General features: G+C 71.7%; 24 protein-coding genes. 20 read left to right on the top strand and 4 right to left on the bottom strand.

Annotated features, from left to right (window positions below):
- Positions 1–26: 26 nt before the first annotated feature.
- Positions 27–587 (bottom strand): restriction endonuclease, encoded by a 561-nt coding sequence (locus OG928_RS07740; RefSeq protein WP_406280892.1) that lies wholly within the window; start codon positions 585–587, stop codon positions 27–29.
- A gap of 846 nt (positions 588–1,433) precedes the next feature.
- Here OG928_RS07740 and OG928_RS07735 point away from each other — a divergent pair.
- Both OG928_RS07735 and OG928_RS07730 read left to right on the top strand, forming a co-directional pair.
- Positions 1,434–2,105, top strand: a complete 672-nt coding sequence (locus OG928_RS07735; protein WP_406280890.1) for a DUF6348 family protein — start codon at positions 1,434–1,436, stop codon at positions 2,103–2,105.
- A gap of 33 nt (positions 2,106–2,138) precedes the next feature.
- A complete protein-coding gene (locus tag OG928_RS07730; RefSeq protein ID WP_406280888.1) occupies positions 2,139–2,432 on the top strand; it encodes a hypothetical protein in 294 nt (97 codons plus the stop codon).
- Here OG928_RS07730 and OG928_RS07725 read toward each other — a convergent pair.
- Both OG928_RS07725 and OG928_RS07720 read right to left on the bottom strand, forming a co-directional pair.
- Positions 2,401–2,646 (bottom strand): hypothetical protein, encoded by a 246-nt coding sequence (locus OG928_RS07725; protein ID WP_406280886.1) that lies wholly within the window; start codon positions 2,644–2,646, stop codon positions 2,401–2,403. The genes OG928_RS07730 and OG928_RS07725 overlap by 32 nt on opposite strands.
- Positions 2,643–2,933 carry a hypothetical protein gene (locus OG928_RS07720; protein WP_406280885.1) on the bottom strand — a complete coding sequence of 97 codons (291 nt, stop codon included), beginning with the start codon at positions 2,931–2,933 and terminating at the stop codon, positions 2,643–2,645. The genes OG928_RS07725 and OG928_RS07720 overlap by 4 nt, the downstream gene beginning before the upstream one ends.
- An 80-nt stretch (positions 2,934–3,013) precedes the next feature.
- On the opposite strand from OG928_RS07720, the gene OG928_RS07715 reads away from it, so the two are divergent.
- From OG928_RS07715 to OG928_RS07655, 13 genes are all read left to right on the top strand, one after another.
- Positions 3,014–3,433: a hypothetical protein gene (locus OG928_RS07715; protein ID WP_406280883.1), complete on the top strand. Its 420-nt coding sequence runs from the start codon at positions 3,014–3,016 to the stop codon at positions 3,431–3,433.
- Between the two features lie 301 nt (positions 3,434–3,734).
- Positions 3,735–4,547 carry a hypothetical protein gene (locus tag OG928_RS07710; RefSeq protein WP_406280881.1) on the top strand — a complete coding sequence of 271 codons (813 nt, stop codon included), beginning with the start codon at positions 3,735–3,737 and terminating at the stop codon, positions 4,545–4,547.
- A 163-nt stretch (positions 4,548–4,710) separates the two neighbouring features.
- Positions 4,711–6,009: a cytochrome P450 gene (locus tag OG928_RS07705; RefSeq protein WP_406280879.1), complete on the top strand. Its 1,299-nt coding sequence runs from the start codon at positions 4,711–4,713 to the stop codon at positions 6,007–6,009.
- Between the two features lie 496 nt (positions 6,010–6,505).
- A complete protein-coding gene (locus OG928_RS07700) occupies positions 6,506–7,252 on the top strand; it encodes an SAF domain-containing protein (protein ID WP_406280877.1) in 747 nt (248 codons plus the stop codon).
- Positions 7,249–8,208 carry a hypothetical protein gene (locus OG928_RS07695; RefSeq protein WP_406280875.1) on the top strand — a complete coding sequence of 320 codons (960 nt, stop codon included), beginning with the start codon at positions 7,249–7,251 and terminating at the stop codon, positions 8,206–8,208. The genes OG928_RS07700 and OG928_RS07695 overlap by 4 nt, the downstream gene beginning before the upstream one ends.
- Complete coding sequence (locus tag OG928_RS07690) at positions 8,198–10,090, top strand: ATPase, T2SS/T4P/T4SS family (protein ID WP_406280873.1); 1,893 nt, start codon at positions 8,198–8,200, stop codon at positions 10,088–10,090. Before OG928_RS07695 ends, OG928_RS07690 begins: the two co-directional genes overlap by 11 nt.
- Before the next feature lie 6 nt (positions 10,091–10,096).
- Positions 10,097–11,077 (top strand): type II secretion system F family protein, encoded by a 981-nt coding sequence (locus OG928_RS07685; protein ID WP_406280871.1) that lies wholly within the window; start codon positions 10,097–10,099, stop codon positions 11,075–11,077.
- Positions 11,074–11,949 carry a hypothetical protein gene (locus OG928_RS07680; protein WP_406280869.1) on the top strand — a complete coding sequence of 292 codons (876 nt, stop codon included), beginning with the start codon at positions 11,074–11,076 and terminating at the stop codon, positions 11,947–11,949. The genes OG928_RS07685 and OG928_RS07680 overlap by 4 nt, the downstream gene beginning before the upstream one ends.
- A 60-nt stretch (positions 11,950–12,009) precedes the next feature.
- A complete protein-coding gene (locus OG928_RS07675) occupies positions 12,010–12,309 on the top strand; it encodes a hypothetical protein (protein ID WP_406280867.1) in 300 nt (99 codons plus the stop codon).
- Positions 12,310–12,548: 239 nt separating this feature from the next.
- Complete coding sequence (locus OG928_RS07670; RefSeq protein WP_406280865.1) at positions 12,549–12,929, top strand: TadE/TadG family type IV pilus assembly protein; 381 nt, start codon at positions 12,549–12,551, stop codon at positions 12,927–12,929.
- An 8-nt stretch (positions 12,930–12,937) separates the two neighbouring features.
- Positions 12,938–13,372 carry a TadE/TadG family type IV pilus assembly protein gene (locus tag OG928_RS07665; RefSeq protein WP_406280863.1) on the top strand — a complete coding sequence of 145 codons (435 nt, stop codon included), beginning with the start codon at positions 12,938–12,940 and terminating at the stop codon, positions 13,370–13,372.
- A 4-nt stretch (positions 13,373–13,376) separates the two neighbouring features.
- Positions 13,377–13,823 carry a pilus assembly protein TadG-related protein gene (locus tag OG928_RS07660; protein WP_406280861.1) on the top strand — a complete coding sequence of 149 codons (447 nt, stop codon included), beginning with the start codon at positions 13,377–13,379 and terminating at the stop codon, positions 13,821–13,823.
- Entirely contained in the window at positions 13,820–18,592 is a 4,773-nt protein-coding gene (locus OG928_RS07655; RefSeq protein WP_406280859.1) for a LysM peptidoglycan-binding domain-containing protein, read from the top strand. Before OG928_RS07660 ends, OG928_RS07655 begins: the two co-directional genes overlap by 4 nt.
- Positions 18,593–18,618: 26 nt before the next feature.
- Here the strand turns inward: OG928_RS07655 and OG928_RS07650 are convergent, their stop codons facing one another.
- Positions 18,619–19,185 carry a prepilin peptidase gene (locus OG928_RS07650; RefSeq protein WP_406280857.1) on the bottom strand — a complete coding sequence of 189 codons (567 nt, stop codon included), beginning with the start codon at positions 19,183–19,185 and terminating at the stop codon, positions 18,619–18,621.
- Positions 19,186–19,287: 102 nt separating this feature from the next.
- Here OG928_RS07650 and OG928_RS07645 point away from each other — a divergent pair, with 102 nt between their 5' ends.
- From OG928_RS07645 to OG928_RS07625, 5 genes are read left to right on the top strand one after another with little or no spacing between them, the layout of a single operon-like run.
- Entirely contained in the window at positions 19,288–20,256 is a 969-nt protein-coding gene (locus tag OG928_RS07645) for an AAA family ATPase (protein WP_406280856.1), read from the top strand.
- Positions 20,253–21,296: a hypothetical protein gene (locus tag OG928_RS07640; RefSeq protein ID WP_406280854.1), complete on the top strand. Its 1,044-nt coding sequence runs from the start codon at positions 20,253–20,255 to the stop codon at positions 21,294–21,296. Before OG928_RS07645 ends, OG928_RS07640 begins: the two co-directional genes overlap by 4 nt.
- On the top strand, positions 21,293–24,187 hold the full coding sequence (locus OG928_RS07635) for an alpha-glucosidase C-terminal domain-containing protein (RefSeq protein WP_406280852.1): 2,895 nt from the start codon (positions 21,293–21,295) through the stop codon (positions 24,185–24,187). Before OG928_RS07640 ends, OG928_RS07635 begins: the two co-directional genes overlap by 4 nt.
- Positions 24,184–25,638 carry a toll/interleukin-1 receptor domain-containing protein gene (locus tag OG928_RS07630; protein ID WP_406280850.1) on the top strand — a complete coding sequence of 485 codons (1,455 nt, stop codon included), beginning with the start codon at positions 24,184–24,186 and terminating at the stop codon, positions 25,636–25,638. The genes OG928_RS07635 and OG928_RS07630 overlap by 4 nt, the downstream gene beginning before the upstream one ends.
- Positions 25,635–26,540, top strand: a complete 906-nt coding sequence (locus tag OG928_RS07625) for a DUF4231 domain-containing protein (protein ID WP_406280848.1) — start codon at positions 25,635–25,637, stop codon at positions 26,538–26,540. The genes OG928_RS07630 and OG928_RS07625 overlap by 4 nt, the downstream gene beginning before the upstream one ends.
- Positions 26,541–26,586 lie beyond the last annotated feature (46 nt).

The following is a 26,586-nucleotide window of genomic DNA, read 5'->3' as shown; positions in this document are numbered from 1 at the left end:
ATCATGGGCGCGTGTTGGTGGGGTGGTCAGTGGGTGGTGCCGACCAAGGTGGTCAGGCCGTGGCCCTGTTGCCATTGGCCCAGGCGGGGTTGGTCCAGGAGGACGATGCCGTGGTGGCGGGCGAACTGGCGGGCCTCGGTGGTGAATCCGTGGATGGTGACGAATACCGGGATGTCGGCATGGTGTTCGTGGTGGGCGGTGCCGATGAAGTGGTGGAGGTCCAGGGGGCGGGCCTCGTGGTCGGTGGGGCCGCAGCGGATGAGGACCAGGCTGCCGTTGGGGAGGTAGGCCTTGACGTTGGCGTCGGGGGCGACTTGGACGGCGAGGAGGCCGTCGCGGCGGCACAGGTCGGCGATGTGGAACTCGAACTCGCGTTCCGTTGGGCGGTTGTCGCGGCTGTCGAGGGCCGAGTTCGCGAGGTGTACGACGGTGCAGAGCAGGGCCAGGGAGGCTGTGGTGGCCAGCCATGCGTCTTGGCCGTTGATGCCCAGGAGTTCGTAGAGGTCGCGTAGCGGGATGGCCGGGATCGCGACCAGCGGGAGTATGGCCCAGCCTCGGAGTTTGGAGTTGGTGGGGATTCGGGGCATGGGTCCCTCCGTGGGCTGCCGACGGCGGAGCGGGCGGCAGCTTAGGCGGAGGGAAGGTTGGTCAACCACCCGGCTGGGTGGGGGTGATGGGCTCGGGGAGGGCCTCGGGCCGTGGGGCTGGGTTGGGATCGCCCTTGTGGGTGCGGGTGTTGGTGGGTTTGGTCGGGCCGGGCGTGCTTTTGGTGGGTGAGGGGCCGTGTGGGTGATGTCGCTGCCGTGTGGGTGGGCGATGGGCATGCAGGATTCGATGGTTGGCATTCGATGCCCCCGGTCCTTGGTGGGCGTTGCCGGCTCTGCCGGTTGCATGGGGTGGGCCCGGCGCGGGCGTTGGCGGTACTGGGGGCGTGGTTCGGCCTCGGCGGTGGTCGGGGTTGTGTGGGTACGGCGGAGGTGCTTGGCCTTGTGTGGTGGGCTTCGGGGAATGCGCACGCGCGTGCTTGGGGCTGTTCGGACGTGACGGTGGGCGGTCCTGGCGACCAGGCCGGGGCGTACGCGGTGCGGCGCGGCGCGGTGCGCGGCCAAGGGGTGTTGGCCGCGACGAACGCGACAGGGTCTTCCGCACGCCGAGGCCGGCAGCGCCGGATCGGTGAGGTCGGTCGGGGTGGCACTTCCGTGTGGTGGCGGAACTGGTACGCCACGCCGGTGACACGCCGCCAGGTGACGTACCCCTGTGACGTCGTCGAGGAAGCGGCCGCGTCGCTGCGGCCCGTCCGCCGGGGCTCCGGACGGGTCGCGTGGGCCCGATCGAGCGTTGGGTGGTGGCTTGATCTTCGCCGGGGAGTCGGCTGCTTCGGGAAACCCGTTGGTATGTTTTTGGCTTCGCCGTCTTCGTAGAGGGAAGCATTCGTGCTCGACCAGGCGCACTTCACGTACATCACCGCGGCGCTGCTCGAGCGGCTGAGCGAACACTCGCCCGAGTGGCGGGTCGGACCGGACGGGCTGATCGGGCCCGGCAGCACGGGAGTTCGGCTTAGCGGTCACGGTGAGGGGGAGTACGGCCACCTTGACATCGGCTTCGTGCTCAACCGGAACAACGCCGACGCGCCCGTCCTGTGGGACTGCGTCGCGGTGCCGCCGGGAGAGCCGCTCGCCGCCTCGATCTTCGCGGCGCGGGTCTGGATCGGGAGTACGCTCCCGCCGATCCTCGAATTGTTCGATCGGCGTGGCGAGTTCGGCGTCCACGTGGGTCCGGACACGCCGGGTGGTCTGCCGGAGCGGCACGTCGTCTACGGGCCCGTCTTCGGGTGGGGCGGCGAGGGGTCGACCGAACTGCTCGAGTGGGTCGCGGATCGGCCGCTCCTGGTCGGGCTCGGCGACCTCGTCGTCCCGCTTCTTCGGGGGCCGATCGATCTCGTCAAGGTGATCGTCGGGGGAACGGCCGGCGACGAGGTGGTGGAGGTGCGGGTCGGCCGCCGGGACGTGGCCGAGGCCGAGCGCCGTCTGCTCGATCGGAACTGGCCCAGGCCGGCGTCGCCGTTCTTCTCGCGGTCGGTGATGCTGGTACTCGCGGGCGGTTAGTGCGCCGGCGCCGGCTCCGCTATCTTCTGCCGAATGAGCAGGATCCGTAAGACAGTGATCATGGTTGTGGCATGCGTGGGCATCGGCGTCGCGGGGGTCGCCTCGGCGTACGCGATCCCAGGGCAGCACCCGCAGGTGCGCAAGGTGTGTCGCGTGCTCGACCCCGAGGCCAAGCACGCCAAGCGCCCCAACCATGTCAAGCGCACCGGCGACCCGACGACCCGCAAGCAGCGGCGTGAGGGCGTCATGGGCGAGGTCGCCGACCACTACTGCGTTCCGCGCGGGCCGCGCCGGCTCAACCCAAGTGCACCACCTGCAGGACGGTGACGGTCGTCGTCCCCTCGTTGAGGAGCACCACCACGATCAGCGGCCCCGTGGCTGCGGTGCGGACGATTCGGTCGTCCTCGCCGTAGCGCATGGTGGCGGTGTACGGGTCGCACACCAGCTTGTAGAGAAGGGTTCCCCACTGGTTCAGGACCGGCTCGGGGAACCGGTCGATGACCTCTTGGTGCTCGATGCCGATCCTCGGGCGCCACGTCACGCGGCACTGCTTTGCGCTCGGCCGAGTGAGATCCACCGACGGACGGTCTCCTCGTCCACTTCGTCGAGGTCCGGATCCTTGCCGGTCGCCCGCACCTGGGCGGCCAGGGCGCGCGTGTGCGGCAGGGCGGTGATCAGCTCCTCCGCCGCCTGTACGTAGCGGGCCAGCAGGAGGGGCAGATCGCCGATCGGGGTCAGATGCACCAGCCGCAGGAATTCGTGGCGGGCGTCGGGGTGCGGGAGCGCATGCGCGATGCGATCCACGGTCCACGGGTCCGTGCTACTCACGCCGGGCCTCTCTTCACTCCGGACGAATTGATCCGTGCTCAGATTAGGGGCCGGGCAAGGGTTTGCGGTGTGTTGACGGCATGACGATCCGTCAACTTCGGACGCCGGGGCCGCACCTGCCCTCGACCCCGAGGTCGCACCGGGCCGTCGTGGTGTCCTGGGTGGGCGCCCGGCGGGTGTCCGCGTCGGTCCTCGCCCGTGACGGCGGCGACGACGGCGGCGACGACGGCGACGACACCGGCGACGATGACGCCGGTGGCGAGGGGGGCAGCACCGAGCTCTTGGGGGTCTCCTCGGCGGGTGTCGCGCTGCTCGGCTTCGGGGTCTCGATCGGCGCCGGCGGTGGTGGTGTCGGTGTCGTCGCCGCCGGAACGGGCGTCGCCGGTCGTACCGTCGCCTGCTGCGAAGGGACGGTGCGCCCGATGACCGCCGGGACAAGTCCGCGCCGGGTGGACCCGGATTGGTCACGCCGGGCAAGCCGTACACGGACAGGGGCGTGAACCCGCCCACGCCCGGCACGAGGAAGCGCCCGTCGGTGGTCGAGCCCGGGAGCCCCGAGGCGAACGGCAAGGGCCCGCGGACGCCGTGAGGCGGCGAGGTCTCGGGTGGCATCCGGGGCCCCTGCCGGCGTGCGCGCGAGTGCGTGTCGGGCCACCGAAAGAAACGGGGTCCGGCACGTGCGGAGCAACTCTCCAGCCGCAGCGATGATCGCGTGGTAGACAGTGATCATCACGGGTGATCCATGATCACCCCACGGGGGTGCCCGGCATCGCCGGGCCGTACAACGGGGGTTCCATAGTCATGTCCGTACCCAAGCGCGCCCTGATACCGGTCGTGACGGCCGCGGTACTGCTCGGCGCGGCCCTGACCGGCTGCGGCGAGGACAAGGCCGACGACAAGGGCGCGGGGGCGCCCCGGACGACCGCGCCGACGGCCGCACCGTCCACGCCCGCCGCTCCGGCGATCGCGTCCCAGCCGCCCGCGCCCACCGGCGCGAAGCCGGCCGGACCCGGCGCGACCGCGCCGACATCGCCCGGGCGCGAGTCGTCGCCCGGCACCAGGCCGCCGTCGGTGATCGACTCGGCGGTCACCGACCGCTCGCCGTTCACGCCCGAGACGTTCTTCGGCGCGCACGGGCCGCGCTCGATCCAGGGGAACAAGTACACGCTCGTCGCGTCGGACGCGATCGGGTGCATGCCGGGGTCGCAGGAGCGGCTCGAAAGGCTGACGTTCGACCAGGGCTGCAAGGGCATCGTGCGCGGGACCTTCGTGGACGAGGGCACCAAGCACGTGTCGTCCGTCGCGGTGATGAGCCTCCCCGACAGGGCGACCGCGGAGCGCGTCGCGGCCAACCTCAAGGGCGCTTCCGAAGGCGGCGGCCTCGCCGCGTTCCTCGCGCCGCCGGCCGTGCCGGGCGGGCCCACCCTCGCGAACCCGCCGAAGGGCACCGCCGGGAAGTACATCACGCAGGGCCACTTCCTCCTGCTGGTCGAGGTCGCCAAGGCCGACGGCGGCGCCGTCCCGGCCAACGACGCCGAGGCGAACCAGGTCGCGTCCAACACGATGGGCACGGCGGTGGATCACATCAACACGCTGATCTGGGGCAAGCCCTGACGCATCGTCGACGGCCCGTCCGTGGACGGCGGGGGCGCGGGTCTGCGAGCATCGATCGTTTCGGTTGGTGGCGTGGTCGAGATCGAGATCGATCCCGCCACCGAGGTCGATGTCGGGGTCCCGGTCGGCACCGATGTCGAGATCCAGCTCAGGGAGTCGCCACGTGGTTCCGATCGCTCCGGGGGGACTGCCCCTCCTCGGTCACACGCCCGCGCTCCTGCGCGGGCGTTGGGACTTCGTGTCCGCGCTGCGCGTGCACGGGCCGGTCGTGCGGGTGCGGGTCGGGCCGAAGGAGCTGTACGTCCTCAACGACCCCGCCCTGGTCCGGAGCGTCCTGGTCGAACACGCGGACACGATCGAGCGGGACGGGTTCTTCAAACAGGCCCGGCTGCACATCGGCGACGGCCTCGCCGCGTCCGACGGGCCGCTGCACCGCGGCCAACGGCGGATCCTCCAGCCCGCGTTCCAGCGGTCGCGGATCGGCGCGTACGTGGACGTGATCCGCCGGGAGGCCGAGCAGGCGAGCGCGCAGTGGCTGCCCGGGTCGACGCTCGCGCTCGATCGCGAGATGACCGAACTCGGGCTGACCACGCTCGGCCGGCTGATCTTCGGCGAGAACGCGGCGGCCGACGCGGCCGTCGCCGAAGTGCGCCGGTCGCTCCCGGTGTTCATCCAGGAGGTGTTCACCCGCACGCTGCTGCCCGAGTGGGCCCGGCAGTTGCCCACCCCCGGCAATCGGCGGTTCGCGGAGACGGGTCGCCGCCTGCGCGACGCGATCGCCGCGGCCGTGGACGCGGGCGGCGGAGCGGGGTTGCTCGGCGAGTTCGCGCGGATGGACATGTCGCCCGAACTGGTGCGCGACGAGGTGGTGTCGCTGCTGATCGCCGGCAACGACAACACGAATGCCACCCTTTCGTGGGTATTTCACGAGCTCGGCCGCGACGAGGACGTCCGAAAGCGGCTGCACGCCGAGCTCGACGAGGTGCTCGGCGGCGAGCCCGTGGACGCCGAGAACCTCGGCGCGCTCGTATATACAAGGAGCGTTGTCGACGAGACGCTTCGGCTGTACGCCCCCTGGCTCGTCGTCCGGCGGGCCAACCGCGATGTGGACGTGATGGGGCATCACATCCCGCGCGGGAGCGACGTGTTGTACAGCCATCACGCGCTGCACCGGGACCCCGCGGTCTTTCCCGACCCCGAGCGCTTCGACCCCGGCCGGTGGGCGGAGCCGGGATATCGCGGGCGGGTGCGCGGGGTGTACATGCCGTTCGGCGCGGGCGTACACCGCTGCATCGGCGAACACCTGTTCCTGGCCCAGATCGTGACCACCGTCGCCACGGTGTGCGCGCGATGGCGACTCGACCCCGCGGCGGGCAGGCCGTCCCGGCCCAGGACGAGCGCCCTGCCGCGCCCGGGACACCTGCCCGTGACGGCCCGCCGCCGCGTCGCCGGGCACCGATGACCGGCGACACCAAGGGCATTGGCATCGAAGCCACTTGACGACACTTTCGCCCGCTTCGCCGGATCCGGTGGGTGGGATGTCCCCGACTGCCTCCGGGCGGCGTCGAGTACGGTTCCCGTCGTCGCCTCGGCGGTGCGATATCACGTTCGGGCGGTTGCCGTGTGTACAGAACTCGGCCCGCCAACAATTGCCCGAAAGTGCTTGCGGAGGGCCTTGTTTCGGGACCATCGTGGGGCCCGTCCGGTGTCCGGAACGAGATGCTTGCCCTTGATCTTGGGTGGGGTCGGGTTCGTCATATGACGTCCATGATCGTGCTGATTGGGAAGGTGGGCGGACGTCCCGAGGCGCTTCGAATGATCAACTTTGGCGGCTGTTTTCAGGCCGTTCACCATTCACCTGACAATGTGTGTGGTGGAAGATACGAGCTGTAGCTCCGAAGTGGATCACGGTCCGCGCGGAACCTGGGTGGATCCGGCAGAGCAAGGGGGCAGAGCCGGTGGTGAAGGCAGCTACGGAACGGCCATCGGGCAACGGCGTCGCGCCGCAGGGCGCGCCCGGAGGCGCGATGCCGGTCACGCCTACGCGCAGCCTCGGCGCGAGACGCCGGCGGCCCGCGCTCATCGCGCTCTCGGTCGCCTTGATCGCGGCGGGCGGACTCGGCTCGGCGGCGTTCTATCAACTCGGCGACGAACGGGTGGCGGTGCTCGCGGTCTCGCGCACGGTGCCCTACGGCGCGACCATCGCCGCGGAGGACCTGCGGGTCGTGGAGATCAACGACGTACCGGGACTTCGACCGCTCGGGAAGAACGCCCAGGCGAGCGTGGTGGGCAAGCGCGCCGCGGTCGAGCTGCGCGCGGGCACGCTGCTGACGGCGGAACAGGTCACCGAGCGGGTCGCGATCCAGCCCGGTGAGACGCTGGTGCCGATCGCCCTCGACGCGACCCGGATGCCCGTGCAGCGGGTCACCCCCGGCACCCGGATCCTGATCGTGACCGCGGCGCCCGCGCCCGCGTCCGGCAACAACGCCCCTCCGACCGCGCCCGGCACCCTCGCGGCGACGGTGATCCGCACGAGCGCCCCGACCGGTTCCACCGGATCCGGCAAGACCGTGCTCGACGTGGCCGTGCCCGCGGCGGACGGCCCCGTCCTCGCGGCCCGGGTCTTCGACGGCAGGTTTTCCATCGTCGTGCTGAACACCGGCAACGCCGACGCGCCACCGAACAACGGCGGTGGACCCACATGACGGTCGTCGCGGTCACCGGAGGCATGGGCGCACCGGGCGCCACCTCGACCGCGCTCGCGCTCCTGCTCACCTGGCCGCTGCCGCCGGGCCGTCGGGTGATCCTGATCGAGGCCGACCCGGACGGGGGTTCGATCCTCGCGGGCGCGCTGCAAGGGCGAGTTTCGGCCGAATACGGGCTGCACCAGCTCGGGGTGGCGCACCGTCAGGGCAACCTGGTCGACGCGTTCTTCCGGCAACTCGTGGACCTGTCCGACGGACGCCGCGACCGGCTGCTGTTGCCGGGCCTGGTGGATCCCACCCAGGCCTCCGGGCTCGCGTACACGTGGGATTCGATCTCGCAGCTCGCGGCGAGCCTGGGCAGTCAGCAGATCCCGCACGACGTGATCATCGACCTCGGCCGGCGCGGCCACACCGGAGCGTCCGCGATCGTGGCGCGCCGCGCCGATGTCGTACTGCCCGTCGTACGCGGCACGTTGCCCTCGCTCGCGCAGGCGCAACCCAGACTGGTCGCGCTGCGCAACGACCTGGACACACACGGGACCGGCGCCGACTCGATCGCCCTCGTGGTGATCGAGCAGGGCCGCTATTCGCGCCAGGAGATCGGCAAGCAGTTGGCCGCGCCGGTGATCGGCCTGCTGCCCTACGACCCGGAACGCGCGCGCGTGCTCTCGGACGGCGAGGGCGACACCGGCAAACGCTTCCTGCGCTCGAAGTTCATGCGCGCGGCGCGCAGCACGGCCGACGCCACCCTCGGCCTCGCGGCGCAGCGCCGGATGCGGCTCGCGCCGCGCCCGGCTCCCGGCGGCGATATGTCGGCCGCGCCCGCAAGCCCCATGCTCAGTGACGGATGGGCGCAGGCAGCCGCGTACATCCGGCAGCCACCGGCCCCCGAGGTCGCGCCGGCAGCCGAGCCGGAGCACCGCCCGGCCGGCGAGGAGGCGGGTCATGTTCGATAACGCGCGCCCATTGCACCCCGACCCGCACAACAAACCGGAACCCGAACCGCCCGCCGACCCCGGGTATCGCCCGCACATGCACGTCGTGCCGGGCCTCCCGGAGGCGGAGGACGTCGTGTACGCGCCCCCGCCGCCGCAACAGCCCCCGCCGTTGCGGACCTGGCCGGAGGGCTTCCAGCGCGACGCGCCGGCCGACCCGAACCCCGAGCGCTCGCAGACCTGGTCGGCGGGCGCGGGCTCGCTCACGCCGGCCGTCGGCCACACCCCGCCGCCCACGCCCGCCAACGGATCCCCGATCGGCACCGTCGACCCGGCCGGCCTGCCCGGCAACGGTCGGGCCAACGGCGCCCGGCACCCCGGCGCGCCCGGCGGCATGTTCACCGTCCCGCCGACCGCGAGCGTCGCCGCCGCCGGGGTGGGCACGGTCAGCAGGCGTCCGGCTCCCCAGGCGCCCGCCGCTCCCGCCCACCAGACGCCCGCCGCCCCCGCGCCCTCGGCCCGACCGCGGAATCCGTCCGGCGAACCGGTCGTGGACCCGGCCATCGTGCGGATACTCAAGGACCGCGCGGCCGAGCAACTGCACGAGTTCGACAAGATGTCCCCGGGCATGACCAACGCCGACCGCGAGCAACGCGGTCGGGCGATCGTCGCCCAGGTGGTCGCCGAGTGGGCCGACATCACGGCCCGCGAGCGGGGCATCTCGACCACCCCCGCCGAGGACCGCGCGATGGCCCGCGCGGTGTGGGACTGGCTGTTCCGCGCCGGGCCGTTGGAGCCGTATCTGACCGACCCGGCCGTCGAGAACATCCTGGTGAACGGATACGACACGGTCTGGGTCGACTACGCCGACCGACCCCGCGTCCAGGTACCGCCGCTGACCTCGTCGGACGAGGAACTGCGCGAACTGCTGCGCGACTTGGCCCGGCGGCACGGAAGCGGCGAGCGCACCCTGTCCACCTCCCAGCCGACCCTGGCCCTGCGCCTGCCGGACGGTTCGCGCCTCCAGGCGATCACCGAGGTCACCCCGCACACCTATGTGACGATCCGTCGGCACCGGGTGCGCGACGTCCGCCTGGCCGAACTGATCGGCCTCGGCACGCTGGACCGGACCCTGGCCGCGTTCCTGGGTTCGCTCGTGCGGGCGAAGAAGAACCTGATCATCTGCGGGACCCAGGGCGTGGGCAAGACGTCGCTGCTGCGCGCGCTCTCCCACGAGATCCCGCGGGACGAGCGGATCGGCACCTTCGAGACGGAACTGGAGCTGTTCCTGCACGAGTTGGGACATCTGCGCCAGGTCGTGGCGATCGAGGCCCGCGAAGGAAACGGCGAGCGGGGCGCGGACGGCAAGTCGGCGGGCGAACTGACGATCGGTGAGCTGATCCCGTCCGCGCTGCGGATGTCGCTGTCCCGGATGATCGTGGGCGAGGTGCGCTCCAGCGAGATCGTCCCGATGCTACGCGTGATGACGAACGGCGAGGGCGGTTCGATGTGCACGCTGCACGTGCGTGAACCGGACATGATCTTCGACCGGATCGCCGAGCTGTGCCTGGAGTACGGGGCGCACATGAGCCCGGAACTGGCCTACCGACTCGCGTCCAACGCGGTCGACTACGTGGTGTTCGTGCGGATGATCGACGAGACCGCGATCGGCGGCAAGCGGCACCGGTTCGTCTCGCACGTCCTGGAGGTCACCGGGATGGGCGAACACCGCCGGCCGGCGATCAACACGATCTTCGCGCCGACCAACGACGACCCGCGCGGGGTGGCCCGGATGTACCCCTCGGACATGCCGGACCTCATGCGCGCGGGATTCAGTCCGCATCTGCTCGACGAGCCGCACGGCTGGCGGCCGTTGCAGCTGAAACTGCATCAGGTCGGGTGACGGGCGATGAGTGAGGCACTTCTCGTCGCGGTGTGCGGTTGCATGCTGGTGGGTGGCCTGGTGCTGTTCGTCGTTGGGGTCGTCGGGACGTACGACGACCCGACGCCGAGGCCCGCCGGGCGGTTGCAGTTGGCGATCCAGCGGATGCGCTCGAAGCCGGCCACGGCTCGGCAGCGCGCCGTGCGGCGGATCAAGCTGACCGTCGGGGTCGTGGTCGCGGCGCTCGTGTGGTTGTTCAGCGGGTTCCTGATGGCCGGGGTGCTCGTGCTCGTGGCGTTCGCCGGGATGTCCTGGCTGTTGGCGCCGACCAAGAGCGATCGCACGCTGATCAATCGACTGGACGCGCTGGCGGAATGGACGCGCCGGATCGCGGACCTGATCGAGCTGGGCGCGGGCCTGGAGAACGCGATCGTCACGTCGCGGGCCACGTGCCCCCCGGTGATCGAGGAGCAGGTGGGCGACCTGGTCAGCCGGCTCCAGTCGCGGTGGCGGCCCGACGAGGCGTTGCGGGCCTTCGCCGCCGACCTGGGGGACGCGACCGCTGACAAGATCGCCGCGGCGCTCATCCTGCGTTCGGAGGCCCGCGGGCCCGGACTCGCGCTCGCCCTGAAGGACCTGGCCACCACCGTGCGCGAAGAGGTCCGGCAGCGCCGGGCGATCGAGGCCGACCGGGCCGGCGCGCGGATGGCCGTGCGGTGGATCACGTACATCACCCTGGGCATGATCGCGCTGGTCGTGGTGATCAATCGCGATTACGCCCAGCCGTACCACTCCGCCATCGGGCAGTTGGTCCTGCTGCTGATGGCGTGCGCCTACGTCGGCACCCTGCTCTGGATGCGATCGCTGGCCGCGGACCGGGTCAACCCCCGTTTCCTGGTGGCCGATCCGCGCAGTGTGGTGAAGGCGGCCCAGGCCGTCGACGAGCAGATCGCCACGCAGGATCCGAACGCGCCGCGGCCCGTGGTGCTGCGCCGGGAGTGGACATGATCCCACCCGAGATGATCGTGGCCGGCTGCGTCGCCGGCGCCGGGATCGCGCTGCTGATCCGCGAACTCTGGCCCGCGCCACCGGATCTGGGACACGCGCTGCACCGACTTTCCGGCAGCCCGAGGCGGCGCACGGAAGCGACGGGCGACCACAAGGGCGATCGGATCGCGTCGTTCGCGCAGCGCATTCCGGGCGTCAAGGTGCCACATCGCGACCTTGACCTGGTCGGGAGTTCCGTCGCGGACTTCTTCCGCAGCAAGGCGCTGCTGGCACTGCTCGGTCTCCTGCTGCCGGCCTTCGTCACCGCGCTGATGGTGGTGACCGGCGTCGGATTCGCCATCTACCTACCCTTCTTCGCCTCGCTCCTGGCCGCCCTCGTGTTGTGGATGGTGCCGGACTGGGCCCTGCGTGACCAGGCCAAGAGCGCCCGGATCGAGTTCCAGCACGCGACGGCCGCCTACCTGGATCTGGTGGCCCTGGAACGATCGGGGGACGCGGGTCCCGGCGAGGCGCTCGAACGGGCGGCGCAGGTGGGCGACGGATGGGCCTTCCTGCGCATCCAGGACGCGCTCGCCCGGGCGCGAGTCGGTGGCGTCGACCCGTGGGCGGGCCTGCGCGACCTCGCCCGCGACCTCGACCTGCCCGAACTCGCCGACGTGGCCGACATCATCGAGATGGCCGGCACCGAAGGCGCCGCCGTGTACGGCACGTTGCGCGCGCGATCACAGTCTCTGCGGACCGAACTGCTGGCCACCGAGCACGAAGTGGCCAACCGCGACTCCGAGCGCCTCACGGTGCCCGGAACCATGCTCGTGGTGATCATGGGCGTCATCCTGGGATTTCCCGCGATCGCGCGCATGATGTCGTTCTAGGAATCCGGAATTCGAGCCTCCAGTCATATCCCGAAGTGTGCACAGGAAGGAAGTCCGGTCATGAGGAATGGAAAGCCCGCGAGGGAACTCGCGGGCACGGTCGAAGCTGGAACCAAGGCGCTCACCCCCGCGAGCCTGGCCTTCGTCCTGGCCGTCACGGGTGGCCTCGTCGATCGCTACCGCCGCCTGCGCAAGGAGCGGGACCACGGCGCGGTGAGCATCGAGACGGCGATCATCGTCGCCGTGCTGATCGCCGCGGCGATCGCGATCTCGGTGGCCATCATCGCGATGTACAAGAAGTACCGGGACGGCCTCAACACCTCCGACGACAAGTACACCCCGCCCGCCGAGGGGAACTAGTGCCGCGCCCGGCAACGTTCGCCCCGTCGCGGCGCCCGGCACGGCGCCTCGCCGTCCCGCCGAAACGTCCAAGTACTCCAGTACGAGAACGTTCCGGCGGCACGTCGATGCACCGCACCGAACACCACGACGGGGCAAACGTTGCCGGGCGCGGCACTAGTCGGTCCATGAGCCCGAAGTCTCGTTCCGCGGCCATCCGGATCCGCCCGCAGCGCTCGGGCGGCCCGGATGGCGGTGGCATGTCCATCAGCCTGGCCATCGTGTTCCCGGTGTTCATGCTGATGCTCATGACCGTGATTCAGGGCTGCCTGTGGTGGTACGCCAGGGAGGCGGCGATGCATGCCGCGAAGGAGGGCGTGGAGGCCGGCCGGGTCACCGGCGGCAACCAACAGGCGGGCGACACGCGGGCCCGGGAGGTGGCCACGGACCTGGGCGGGGGAGTCCTGCGCGATCTCGCGGTGACCACGTCGGTGACCACCGCAGACGGCACGCAGATACCGGTGCGCATCCGGGTGGAGGTCAAGGGGACATCGCTGTCGATCCTGCCCGGCCTGCCCGCGTTCACGGTCGTCCAGCGCGCGAGCGGATCCATGGAACGTTGGACCACCCCGAACCGATGAGGCGGACGATGAGGCTGTGGCGGGGGCGCCCGAAGGGCGACGGCGGGAGCTTTCCGCTGGAGGCGGCGATCCTGACGCCCGTCATCATCGCGTTCCTGTGTCTGGTGATCGCGTTCGGCCGGACCACGCTCGCGGGCAACGCGGTGGACGCGGCGGCGAAGGAAGGCGCGCGGGAGGCGTCGATCGCGCGGGATCCGGGCGACGCGCAGGCGTTGGCCGAGGGGGCCGCGGCGCGTTCCCTGCGCCAGGACGGACTCGGGTGCAAGTCGCTCCAAGTGGTCGCGCGGTACGACAGGAAAGAGATCGGCGAGGTGGGCAGCGTCGTGGTCACCGTGAATTGCACCGTCTCGCTGTCCGATATCGCTTTCCCCGGCATGCCCGGATCGAAGACGATGACAGGGAAATTCACGTCTGTCGTCGATCGCTATCGGGAAAGGGGCTGACGTGGTGTCAAAAACCGTGGCCAGGGCCCATTCCGGTGATCACGGGGGGCTCAGCATCATGGTCGCCATCATGATGGTCGCGATCATCCTGCTGATGGGGCTCACCGTCGACGGCGGCGGGAAGATGCGGGCCGACTCTCAGGCCGACGCCTACGCGCAGGAGGCCGCTCGCGCGGCCGGTCAGATGATCGACCCCACTCAGGCGATCCCCGGCGACGCGATCGTGGTCGAGCCCGGCGCCGCCAAGGACACAGCCGACCGGTATCTGAAGAGCCAAGGCGTGGATGGGTTCGCCCGGGTCACGCCGGACGGCCGCAGCATCGAAGTCTGGGTCACGCTCGACTACAAGACCAAGGTGGCCGCCTTCTTCGGCGCGACCACCATCTCCGTCAAAGGCTATGCCCGTGCCGGGCTCGTCCATGGGATCCGAAACCCGGAGGACGCACCGTGACCGTTACCCAAGGCCCTCGACCCGGCGCCGGTCCCGGTCCCCGGGCGCACGCGCGGACTCGCGGCGACCGCCGCCGCCGCGGTCCCGGCCGCTTCCTGCTCGACCTGGTACGCGGCCTGTCGAGCCTCCTCGTACTGCTCGCGTTGCTCGTCGGGCTGCCCACGTTGCTCGTCGTGGCCACCACGACGCTGGTGCCGCATCGTTTACCCGACCTCGACCAGGTCACCAAGGTGCTGACCGAACCCGACGACGGCACCGGCTTCCTCGCCGCGCTCGCGATCGTCGCGTGGGTCGCGTGGCTGTGCTTCGCGATCTCCGTGGTGGTGGAAATCCCGGCGCAGATACGGGGATTGTCCGCGCCTCGGATCCGCGGTCTCGGCTGGAGCCAGAAAGCGGCCGGTGCGCTGGTCGGCGGCATCATGCTGCTGCTGCCCGCCGGGACCGCGCTCGCGGCGAGCGGCGAGGCGCATGCCGCCCCGCACGTTCCCGGGACGGTGGTGACCGCGCCGACGCAGGCCGTGGAACAGGAGATCCCGGTCCGGGTTCACGATCCCGGGGCCGGCGCGGGTCCCACGCACACCGTCCAGCGCGGCGATTCGCTGTGGACGATCGCCGAGGAACGACTCGGCGACGGCAAGCGCTGGACCGAGATCGCCGAGCTCAACGACGGAAAGGTGATGGCGACCGGGCAGCGGTTCGACTCGGCCGACTACATCGAGGACGGCTGGGTCCTCACGCTGCCCGCCAACGCGTCGTCGCCGGCCGAGGTCAAGGCCGCGCACGCGCCCGACAGCGCGCCCGGCGCGCAGGCCGACGACTGGAAGGCGTTGCCGAAGACCGTCACCGTCAAGCCCGGTGACACCCTGTCGGACATCGCGGCGGACCTGCTCGGCGACGGCGACCGCTACCCGGAGATCTTCGCCGCCAACAAGGACAAACCGCAGCCGAACGGCGTGGCGTTGACCGACCCGAACGCGATCGAGCCCGGCTGGACGCTGTCGATTCCCGGCGGCGGGGGCACGGAGGCAGTGCCGCCGCAGCCCGAACAGCAGCAACCCCAACAGCCGCCCCAGCAACAGCAACAGCAACCGCCGCAGCAGCAACCGCCCGCGGCCACGCCGCCGGCCGAGCAGCGGCCCGCGGGCCAGGCGCCGGAACAGCAAAAGCCGTTCGTGGAGACGCCGCCGCAGATCGCCAAGCAGGACCCGATCACACCGCCGAGCACATCGGCCAAGGCCGCCGAAACACCGAAGCAGAACGCCGAGAACACCAACCCCACCGGCAGCCGGGCGGACGCGCCGGCCAAGGCCGGCGACGAGGGTTCGGTGCCGGTCGGCGCGATCACGCTCGGCGCGGTGGGGGCCGCGGCCGTGCTCGGCGCGCTGCTCGTGCGCCGCCGGCTCCAGCAGTCGGTACGCCGGGACGGACGTCGCATCGCGATGCCGGCCCCGGCCGCGGCCGACCTGGAGCAGCAGTTGCGCGCGACCGAGACCCCGGACGCGCTCGACCTGTTCGACCGGACACTGCGCACGCTCTGCGCGCGGATGTCGGACACCGGCCGCACCCTGCCGCTGATCGACTCGGTGCAGCTGACCGACCGTCAACTCGAACTGCACCTGGCCGCGCCGTCGCCGCCGCTGTACCCGTTCGAGGCGGTGGACGGCGACCACATGCACTGGACCTGCCCGGCGGACGCCGAGTTGCTGCACGCGAGTGCGGCGGCGAACGTACCGGCGCCGTACCCGGCGCTGGCGGTGCTCGGCGAGACCGACGACGGCCGGCAACTGCTGGTCGACCTCGAATCGCTCGGCGTGGTCGGGCTCACCGACGGCTCCGGCGAGGACAATCTCGCCGTGCTGCGCGCGCTGGCCGTCGAACTGCTGTCCAACGTGTGGAGCGACGACCTGTGCGTGACGGTGGTCGGCTTCGGCCGCGAGCTGCGCGACGTCGAACGCGAGGGCCGGCAGCAACTCCGCTACGCCTACTCGCTGGACGAGGCGCTGACCCGGCTGGCGACCTGGTCCGACGAGGTCGTCGGGCTGCTCGACGACGCCAAGCTCACGTCGCCGCGCCAGGCCCGCACCAAGGGCATCCTGCCCGACACGTGGCCGCCGGAGATCGTGCTCTCCCTGGAGCCGCTCACCGAGGCGCACGTCGCGCACATCCAGCGGCTGACCAACACCTATCCGCGCGCGGCCGCCGCGATCATCGCGCCGGTGCACGCCGAGCCGTGGCTCAGCGGGCTCGGCGTGACGCGCCTGCCGACCGTGCCCGGAATGGTGACACCGAGCCGGATCAACACCGACGTGCACGTCCAGCGCCTCGAAGACCCGCAATACCAGGCGCTCGTGAGCATGTTCACGGTGTCCAAGGACGTCGAAGGCGTGCCCGCCGAGGACGTGCTGATCCCGGGTCAGCGCGTGGTACACGAACCCGAACCGGCGCACGTGGGCGTCGGATCGGGCGGCGGCAGCATGTCGTCGGCCGCGTGGTCCGCGGTCGGCGGGATGGAGCGGCCGGCCCGGGTGGGCGATGCCGGGACCGACGTCGAGGCGGAGTTCGACGCCCCGGCCGGCTACTACCAGCCGGATCCCACCGATCCCGAGCCGGACGAGAGCGCGTTCGGCGCGCCGGGCCGACCCGAGTCGCCGTCCCGGCAGGGCGGGCGGCCCGGTACCGGGCCGGGTGCGACCGGTTCGTGGGGCACCGCGGCCTATCCCGTGATCGGCGTCCCGCTGGCCCCGCCGGAGCGCATCCAGCGCCGCGACCCGTCGAACGACGACACCGGTTCGCTCCCGCTCCCGCTGCTGCCGGAACACGCGCACGAGTACGGTGCCGGGCCCGGTGACGGCGGCGAGCGCGACTACGAGCCGGAGCTCTTCCAGCCGCCGATCCCGGACCCGGACGGGCCGGACGGACAGCCCGGCGGACAGCCCGGATCGGACGTACCGCACGGCCCGGACCGGCCCGAGGTGGACGAGCGGGAAGCGCCGGTCGAGCCCCTCGCCGAGGACGACCGACGACACGACGGAAACGGCTATCCGGACGTCGTGTACACGGACCAGTCATATGCCGAACCGCCCTATGCGGAACCGCCGTACACGCATCTGCCATATGGCGGCGAAGCGCCCGTCACGCCATCCTTCGGAGAGCCGTTCCGCGAGGAGCCGGTCGACGACGGGTCGGCCCGAGCGGATTCGGCCGTCGAGGCAACGGACTTCGCAGAGCCGGCCCACGAGGAGCCGGCCTACGGAGCGCCTGCCCGCGAGGAGCCGGTGTTCGCGGAACCGGCGTACGGCGACCCGCCGCCGGCGGACTCGACGCTCGGGGAGCCGGTCTTCGGCGCGCCCGTCGGCCCCGAACAGTCGTCCCAGGAAAGGCCGTCCCACGAAAGGCCGCCGCACGAGGACCCGATGGTCGGGGGCCGGTCGGACGCGGACACCGAGCACGACGCAACAGGACCCGAAGGGGTGGGCGATCCCGAGGACCACCACCCCAACGCACCCGCCGGGGATGCCGGACTCACGGCCGAACCGGCGACGGCCGCAGAGGCCCCGGACGAGGGAACAGCAGTGCAGACCGACGCTCGGATCACCTCCGGGGAAACCGGAGAACAAGCCCTGCCCTGGGACGTCGCCGACGCCCCGGAGGGCACCTACGAGGTCTACGCGGCGCACGCCGCCAATGGGCACAGGGGAGTTCGGGCCGACGTGCTCACCGGACCCGGTGTCCAGGTCCTCGGACCGGACGACGAGGTCGACCTGATGCAGGGCCGCGAGCGTGAGCGGGCCGTTGGGCGGGCCGACGTCGATACCGCCGGCATCGAGATGCCGTCCGCCGAGTATTGGGGTGCGCCCGGACAGGTCCAGGAGGGCCTCACGGCCGAAGACTCCGGGATGTTCCTGGTGGTCGCGCCCGAGACCGAGACGCCCGTCGCCGACGCGCCCGAGGTGGGTTCGACGTGGGACGTCGCGCCGCCGGTCGGTGTCGTGCCGACCGAGGCCCTGCCGATGCCGGGACAGCCCTCGGAGGGCTTCGCGCCGACCTATCCGGAGATTCGGATACTGGGCCAGGTCGACCTGATCGGCGTCGGCGAGGAGGTCGAGCACGGCCGCCGCGCCCGGCTCACCGAACTCGCGGCGTGGATCGTGCTGCACCCCGGCCGCCCGGTGGCCGAACTCGACGCCGCGGTCTGGCCGCTCGGGGTCACCGCCACCGCGCGCAACTCGGCGATCAGCCAGCTGCGCCGCTGGGCGGGCACGGGCCAGGACGGAACGAGCCACCTGCCGGCGGCGGTCGGCGGCGAGGGCTATGCCTTCGGCCCCGGCTTCGCGTGCGACTGGTTCCGCTTCCGCGACCTGGCCGCGCGCGGCCTGTACGGGAACCACGAGGTCGCGATGGACTACGCGCGGGCGCTCGACATAGTGCGCGACGCGCCGTTCGACGGGGTGGGCCCGCGACGCTACGTGTGGGCCGAGCCGTTCCGGCAGCAGATGATCGCCGAGATCGTCGACGTCGCCGCGCGGCTCGCCGAGTACCACCTGGACAACCACGACCCGCAGTCCGCGAAGCGGGCCTGCTCGGTCGGCCTGGTGGTGTGTCCCGAATCGCAGATGCTCTACCGCACGATGTTCCGGGCGACGCACATAACGGGCGATCGCGCGGAGTTGGACTACTACGTCGACCGGCTCGACGGCCTGCTCGCGGGCCTCGGCGCCGAACCGGAGCCGCTGACGGTCGAGTTGCTGCGGGACCTGCTGGACGACTGACTCTTCGTCAGGAGCCGCCCGGGTCCTCAGGAGCCGGTCAGGGCCACGGCGAGCACGGCGCCGCCCAACAGGAAGGGTCCGAACGGGACCACGCTTCCCCGCTGGGCGCGCCGGCTCACCGCGAGCCCGATCGCGTACAGGCCGACGCAGACGTATGCCAGCACCAGCCCTTGCGCGAGCGCCGCCCACGACAGCCAGCCCAGGACGAGCCCGACCAGGCCCGCCGCCTTGGCGTCGCCGAGCCCGATCCCACCCACGAACAGGGCCAACAGGAAGTGCGCGGCGAACGTCGCCGCCATCGCGAGCAGCGCTCGCGTGTACGCGTCCCAGTCGAGCGGGATCACCAACAGCGCGGCGAGCAAGGGGTACGAGGGCAGCGTCAGTGGATCCGGCAGCCGCATCAGGCGCGCGTCGCAGACCACGAGCGCGGACGCGAGCAGGGCGAACCCGAGGAAGGCCGGCAGCACCGGGTGCGCGCCGATCCGCCAGACCGTCACGCCACCGGCGAGCGCGAACCCGGCCGCGATCACGAGCCGGTCCCGGCGCAGCACGCCGGCGGTGTCCTCGTCGAGATGTACCGGAGATATCCGCACGGCATCGGATCCTGTCAGAGGTCCGACCGCATGAGGACCGAATCGGTGCTCCTCGGTGCGGAATCCATGCCGGCGCGGCCGGCCGGACGGCACACTGGGAGCGTGCCCAAAGCCATGGCGTTCGACCCGTTCCACGAACTTCCCGCGCCGCACGGACCGTTGTCCGAGGACGGCGGTCCACCTCGCGAGGGCAACGGCGACGGTGCCTGTGACGGCGACGTGTACGTGTTCGACGACGAGCGGATCGTGCTCGCGGTGAACGTCGCGCTCGCCACCCGCCGACCCCTGCTCGTCTTCGGCCCGCCCGGGTCGGGCAAGTCCACCCTCGCGCCGAACGTGGCGCGCCACCTCGCTCGGGTCTGTCACACCGAGGTGATCACGGCCCGGACCGAGCCCGAGGACCTGCTGTGGCGCTTCGACGCGCTCAAGCGGCTCAACGACGCGCAGATCCGCGAGGTGGCGCCGACGATCGGGGCGTACTGCACGCAGGGCGTGCTCTGGAAGGCGTTCGACCCCTATCGCACCGTGCCCGGCACGCCCGAGGCGCCCGCGGACGAGCCGCCGGCGTACGGCCGACACACGGGACCCGCGCCGCAGTCGGTGGTGCTGATCGACGAGATCGACAAGGCCGACCCCGACCTGCCGAACAGCCTGCTCGTTCCGCTGGACACGTTGCGCTTCACCGGACCCGACGGCGAAGAGGTCCGGGCGCGGCCGGGCGCGGAGCCGCTGGTGATCATCACGAGCAACAACGAGCGCGAGTTGCCCGCGCCCTTCGTCCGCCGCTGCATCCTGCTGTCGCTCGAAGCGCCCGACAAGCGCCACCTGTTGAAGGTCGCCCGCGGCCACCTCGGCACCGGCTACGACGAGTCGATGGCCGAACAGGTGGCCGAACACCTGCTGAAGATCGCGAACGAGTCGGAGGCGGCCGCCGGACCCAGCACGGCCGAGTTCCTCGACACGCTCAAGGCGTGCCACGAATTGGGGGTCACGCCGGGCAGCCACACGTGGGACCTGGTCATGGAGGTCGCGCTGAGCAAGGGCCGAGGGAGTGCGAGGCCGCACGGGTGAGCGGTCGGCGGGGGCAGGTGCACCTGGGCGACCTGGTCCGGGCGATCGTCGCGTTGGAGGCGCACGAGGTCGCGGAGGCCGCCGAGATCGCCCGGGTGCTGGGGCTGGTGGGGGCGGAGGGGGCAGACGGGGCGACGCGAGCCGCACCGGCGGTGGCCGGTCCGGTTGCCGGGCCGCCCGAGGCCGGCGATGCGGGGGAGGTGGAGCAGGCCGAACACGGCGAGGGGGAGGTCGACTTCGCCGATGCCGCCGTGGTGCTCCCCAGGCCGCTTCCCGAGCTCGCCGACGGGAACTGCTCGGTGATCCCGCTGCGTGGGCCCGTGTCGGCGGCCGGCGTGGACGCGCTCGAGCGGCTCGGTCCCGCGGATGTCGCGCGGCTCCTCGACGGTGGCGCGGAGGACGCGGCCGCGCCGGTGCCGGCGTCGCCGTGGGTGGACCGGTGGGCGCCCGGGGTGATGTTCGCGGCGGCCTCGACGGACGTGGTGAGCCGCACGGTCGACGAGCGGGCACTGGTCCGGAGGCTGGCCGACCGGTCGTTCCTGCGCGAACTCCCGCGCCGCGAGCGCCCCACCACCCGACGCGGCATCCAACTCGTGCTGGACGGCGGCGAGTCCATGCAGCCGTTCCGGGCGGATCAGCGCCTGCTGCGCGAACTCGCGGGTGGGGTGGTCGGGCGCGATCGGGTCGAGGTGGTGCGTTTTCGCGGTACGCCCCTGCGTGGCGTACGGCGGGCGGGCCGGCGCGCGTGGGTGACCTACCGGGCGCCCGCGGCCGGCACGCCGGTGGTCCTGGTTTCGGATCTGGGCTTGCGCCGGCTGCCGTTCAGCGGCGACGCGGCGGCCGGTGTCACCGAGTGGACGCGCTGGATCGACGCGGTGCGGCGGGCCGGGTGTCCGGTGGTGTGTCTGACGCCGTACGAGGCGAGGACGCATCCGTGGGCGATTCGCCGGCGGGCGTCGCTGGTACCGCTCGATCGACGGACCTCGATCCGTTCGGCGTGGCGTGAGACCCGGCGATTGCGGGGGGAGGTGCGCGGGTGACGGACGCGCGAAGGCGGAGCGGTGGGTTCGGCGAAGCGCCGCCCGAGAACGAGCTGCCGCAGGACCTGGCCGAGACCCACCCCGACCTGTTCGTGCTGGCCCAAGCGCTGTGCCTGGCGCCGCACGCCACGCCGGCGTTCGTGCGCAGAGCTCGACTGGAGTTCGTCCCCGGCAGCGCGGCGGGCCTGGAGGCGGATCTGTGGTTCTCCCCGCTGGTCGAATCGGCCGACGCCGGTGCGGTGGTGCTCGTACCGGAGATCGCGGCGATGCTGCGGGTCCGACTTGCCGATGAGCCCGAGCGATGGGCCCGCGTGCGCGCGTTGACCGACGAAATGCAGGCCGCTGCTCCGGAGTTGGTGCGGCGCTTCACCCGGTTGGCTGCGGCGGATCGTGGGGTCGATGACGTCGACGTGGACGCCGAGCTGATGGCGTTCGAGGCCGGGATCGCGGGTGCGGTGCCGGACGGCGCGGCGGCGGACGACCTGTCCCGGTGGCTCGTGCACGTCCTGCCGCGACTGCCCTGGGTGCTGGAAGGCAGCGGCTTGGCCCGAAAGTTGCTGATCTCGGCGGCGGCCCGCCTGGACGTCGAACCGCCGGCGTGGGTGGTGCGACGGCACGGGCCGGCCGGGGTGGCGGCGGCCAGGGTCGCGGTGCGGCGGTACGTGGATCTGGGGATGCGGCTCGACGAGGACGGGGTGACGCTCAGTCATCCGCCGGAGCCGGGCGCCCGGGTGCTCCGGGTGCCGGGCGGGGAGCGGGTACGGGTGGAGTTGAGCGGGCCAGGTGGGTCCGATATTGACGGATGCGACGTGGAAGTCCGCTTTGGCGAGTCGGTGCGGGTGCCGGTCACGGTGTTCGCCATTGTCGATTGGTGCGGGACCGAAACCGAACCACTGGGCGTTCAGGTGTTGTTCGACGTGGCGGGCGCGGTGGCGGAAGGGAAGCGGCGAGCGGTGCTGCGGCGAGGGGCGGAGGGGATGGAGGTCACGGCGTGGTCGCACCGGTACCCGCCGGTCTCGACGCGTGTTCCGAACGGCGCCGAGTTGTTGTCCCTGGATGGTCCGACCGGGTGGATCCTGCTCCGCGCGGGCAGTGACCTGATCATTCGGCAGGGCACCGATGCCGTCGAGGTGCCGGCAGAGCGATACCCGGTGGTGGGGAGGGTCGCCGGGGCCGTGGTCCATTACCCTCATGCCGGCACGGAGGGGGATTCGTTCCGGCACCCCACGACGCAGCATCCCCACGTGCTGCTGATGGACGAGGTCGGGTTGGCGAACGCCGCCTCTGCCGAACCGCAGCCGAGGCTGACCCGGCCGTACCCGACCGGCACCAGGCCGCAGCGGATCTGGGCGGGCTCATACTCTCCGCACGTCGTATTGGCGTTCGCCACGGGCAGGATGGAGTTCCGGGACAGCATTACGGGAGAGTTGATCGGTCGAGTACCCGGGACGGACCGGCGTCCCGTCACCGCGATAACCGGAGCGCCCGAGGGGTGGCCGCTGGTATTCGCGCGGACGGGGCCGGAACTCGTCTGGATGGAGTCCGAGACCTCGGTGCGGACGGTTCGCGGTTCCGGATTGACCTCGGACATTCGGTCCCTCGCGCTCGCGCACGACGGTTCGGCGAGCGCGGCCGTGGACGCGGACGGTCGGCTCCTCGTGTGGGCCGGCAAGGTCACGTCGGGCGAACCGCAGGTAGTGGCGCTGCCGTTCCACGCCAGAAGTGTGTCGGCACATGACCTGGGACGGTTCGCCGTTATCGGCTCGGGTGGCCCGATCGAACTGCGGGCCGAGGACGGCCGATCGTTCGTGGTGCTTCCGCGGGCGGGTGACGTGGAGGCGACCGACTGGTTCCTGGATACGATCGTGGGGACGATGCCGATCGACCCTGCCGCCGGCGATCTCGATCTGGTCGCGGGGCTCGGGATCGGATGTGTGTGCCTGCCGTTCCCTTGGACCCCTATAGGCCTCGGGCCGCCGGCCAACGGACCTGGGACGGATCTGTCGCGGGCTGCCGAGGCACGAGGGCTCAAGGTCTTGGTCGACGTGGTCGTCGCGTCGGTGCCGGGAGACAAGAGCCAACGCGATGCCTCGGGCCTGTTGCAGTATTGCGCGGCTTGGCTGGCGGCCGGAGCCGCCGGGGTGCGAGTGATTCCGGCTGGTGGCACGGACGCCCGGACTGCGGCATCCAGGGCTTCCTTCGATGAATTCCTGGACGGTTTGCGGCAGTTGATTGACGGTTATCCCGGTCGGGTGCTGATGCTCGACCGGAGTGGGTCGGGCGCGCGGAGTGGGTCGGGCGCGGGGACTTCGGCTGACGCAGCGAGTGTGTGTGACCTCGTGCTGGCGAGCGTCATGCGGGTGGACGACAGGCTCGTCGGGCGGTACGAGTGGATTGACTCGGGGGCCGTGGATGAGAGCCCGTGGGGCGTGTCGGTGGGGGATCCGCGCGACTCGGCCGCCGACCTCGTGTGTGCGCTGTTCTCGGTGGCCCTGGCCCTGCCGGGCCTGCGAGCGGTGGTGGATTATCCGTCGGGGATGCCGCTCGACCGGCTCGCCGCGTTGCTGGGAGCCCGGAGCCGCCACCGGGCACTCATGCGGGGCAGCATGACAGCGGTGGCGTCCATCCACTCGGACGTCATGGCCTTCCTCCGTCGACACGGAGACGAGGTAGTGCTGTGCGTGGCAAACCTTGGCGGCCGGCCGCGCGCGATCTCTCTCACCAAGCCGACGGTGCCGCCGGGGTTGTTCGTGGACCTGCTGAACCCGGAGGCCCCCCGCACGGAGTACGTCCCGCCCGGTGCGCAGCCGACGATGATGACCCTCGCCCCGTACGAATACCGTTGGTTCCGACGCCTCTCCGGCAACGACCGTTATGCGAGCGGCTCGTGACGGCCCATCACCCCGCGCCGCCGATCGGTGGGCCCTCGTCGCGACCGCGGATCTTCATCAGCCACAGCACCAGGGCCAAGCCCGGCCACGTGTGTTGTCGGTGTCTGGACGCGCGGGACGCGCTCGTGGAGCAGTTGGAGGCCGCGGGCTTCGAGGCCGTGTACGACAAGGACTTCCTGCGCAGCGGGGACGGCTGGCAGCAGGAGATCGCGGTCGAGCTGCACGGCAGCCAGGCGGCCGTGCTCCTGCTGTCGAGGCACGCGATGGAGTCGGCCAATGTCGGCTACGAGGCCAGCATCGCGGACGGGCGGCGGCGAGCCGACGCGCGATACCGCTTCATCGCGCTCAAGCTCCCGGACGTCCGACGCGGCGAACTGGCCGCGAGCGCGCTCAAGGCGATCCACCTCGGCGAGGTGGACATGTGCGACTGGGCCGACGACGAGATCGCCGGCAAGCGGCTGCCGGACAAGCTGCGCGAGGACCTCGCGCAGATCCGGCTGTGGCACACCGATCGTTCCTCGCCCACCCGCAACGCGGTGACCGCCGCGCTCGGCGACGCGTACGACGACCGGCTGCGGGCCGCCGCCGATCTGCTCGGGGTACGGGAGCGGCTGGACCGGGAAGTGCTGCGCGAGCGGCTGAGCGAGGCACTGCTGACCGAGCGGGCTCCGGGACCTCGGCGCGAACCGGACCCGCTGGTACGGGCGTTGGGCGAGGTACTCCCGGTGCTGCGCCCGGATCCGGCGTACACGGTGGCCGATCTGAGCGTGGTGTACGCGCGCGTTCCCGCCGCGGCGGCGGAGCAGCTCGGCGAGATCCGGACTCGCGAGGACGGGCGGGTGGCCGTTCTCGCGGCCACCCGGGACGGGACGCTGCGGGCGTACCTGCTGCGTGCCAGTGGACGGCCGCGGCCGTGGCCGCACCTGGAGGTCGCGGTGACCGCCGGCGCCCGGATGGCGACGCGCCTGGCCGACTCGATTCGGGACGCGGTGGCGGCGTACCTCGGTTACACGGACTACGACGACCCGGAGTTGGAGGGCGAGGCCGGGTTCCTGGACGAGATCGAGGCGTACGCGCAGGAGAGCGGACCGATCGTCGTGGTCATCCGATACGCGCCCGACCCGGCCCTCGTGCGCGAGCTGCGGGCGGCCTTCCCGCGGCTGCTGTTGCTGTTCGTCACGGATCGGGCCGGCGCGATCACGTCGATCGAGGCGACCGAACTCGTGCCCCTCACACCGTCCGGCGAAGGGGAGTTGAAGCGGACGCACGGGAAGGCGATGATCCTGGCCGGTCGCCCCGCGTTCGATCGCCCCGCCTTCGGGCCCTCGGAGTACGGCCGTCCGGAGTTCGGGGGTCTCGACGCCGGCCGTCCCGACGCCGGCCGTCCCGACGCCGGCCGTCCCCACCCCGGCCGTCCCGGACCGCACGATCCGACGTGGAGGCCCGCGTGACCGTTGGCACCGATCCGACCCTGGAACTGACCTGGCACGCCCAGCGCCGTTGGTCGCTCGCCGCGTCCGCGGCCAAGACGTCGGTGCAGCGCTGGCGTCTGGCGCGCCTGGTCCTGGGCGTGATCGGTGCGGTCGCGGCCACGGCGGGCACGCAGGTGGGCGGCGACCCGGGCAAGGCGCTGTCCCTGGTGGGCGCGCTGTGCGTGGGCCTGGTGCCGCTGATCACGTCGCTGCGGCTGCCGCCGGCCAGGATCGAGGCGTGGACGCGGTTGCGTTCGGTGAGCGAAGCGCTCAAGAGCGAGGTCTACCTCTACCTGACGGTGAGTGCTCCGTACGCGGGCGGCACCGCCGAACGCCGGGCCGAGCTTTCCGCGCGAAGCCGGCGATACGAGGAGGAGGCCGGGGAACTGGCGGCGCTGCTACCGCAGTTGGACCCCTCGGCAACACCGGCACCGCCCGCGGTGCACGACGTGGACAGCTATGTGCGTGAGCGGATCGACCGCCAGGCCGACGGCTACTACCGGGATCAGGTGCTTCGGATGCGGCGGGGCGTGGCCCGGATCCGGTTCGCCGAATTCGTGTTGGCGGTCACGGGGATGGCACTCGCGATCGTGGCCGGGACGAGTGACACCCAGCGGCTCGGGGCCTGGGTGCCCGTGGTCACGACGGTCTCCGTGTCGGTGATGCTGTACGGCTACGGCGTTCGGTACCAGGAGAACCTGATCTCGTTCGCGCGTACGGCCGAGCAGTTGCGCCGGCTGCGCGACGACCGGTCGGCTCGGATGCCGCTCGACCCGGCGGAGGAGGCGCGGTTCGTGGAGCGGTGCGAGAACGTCGTCTCGATCGAGACGCAGGGCTGGATGGCCCGCGCCGCGCTCGCCGATCCGGGACCGCCGCAGTGATCCGGGGCGGGAGTTCCGGGGGAGGCGACGGGTGGGCGTACCCGGT

Origin of the sequence: Embleya sp. NBC_00896 (genome assembly GCF_045207785.1) — a bacterium.
Classification (GTDB): Bacteria; Actinomycetota; Actinomycetes; order Streptomycetales; family Streptomycetaceae; genus Embleya.
This window is presented reverse-complemented; position numbering and strand designations above follow the sequence as displayed.

Coding starts and splice junctions, on each gene's coding strand:
- OG928_RS07715 (WP_406280883.1), top strand. CDS start 3,014: ATGACGATCCGTCAACTTCGGACGCCGGGGCCGCACCTGCCCTCGACC.
- OG928_RS07730 (WP_406280888.1), top strand. CDS start 2,139: ATGAGCAGGATCCGTAAGACAGTGATCATGGTTGTGGCATGCGTGGGC.
- OG928_RS07680 (WP_406280869.1), top strand. CDS start 11,074: ATGATCCCACCCGAGATGATCGTGGCCGGCTGCGTCGCCGGCGCCGGG.
- OG928_RS07665 (WP_406280863.1), top strand. CDS start 12,938: ATGAGGCTGTGGCGGGGGCGCCCGAAGGGCGACGGCGGGAGCTTTCCG.
- OG928_RS07710 (WP_406280881.1), top strand. CDS start 3,735: ATGTCCGTACCCAAGCGCGCCCTGATACCGGTCGTGACGGCCGCGGTA.
- OG928_RS07675 (WP_406280867.1), top strand. CDS start 12,010: ATGAGGAATGGAAAGCCCGCGAGGGAACTCGCGGGCACGGTCGAAGCT.
- OG928_RS07690 (WP_406280873.1), top strand. CDS start 8,198: ATGTTCGATAACGCGCGCCCATTGCACCCCGACCCGCACAACAAACCG.
- OG928_RS07695 (WP_406280875.1), top strand. CDS start 7,249: ATGACGGTCGTCGCGGTCACCGGAGGCATGGGCGCACCGGGCGCCACC.
- OG928_RS07670 (WP_406280865.1), top strand. CDS start 12,549: ATGTCCATCAGCCTGGCCATCGTGTTCCCGGTGTTCATGCTGATGCTC.
- OG928_RS07685 (WP_406280871.1), top strand. CDS start 10,097: ATGAGTGAGGCACTTCTCGTCGCGGTGTGCGGTTGCATGCTGGTGGGT.
- OG928_RS07740 (WP_406280892.1), bottom strand. CDS start 587: ATGCCCCGAATCCCCACCAACTCCAAACTCCGAGGCTGGGCCATACTC.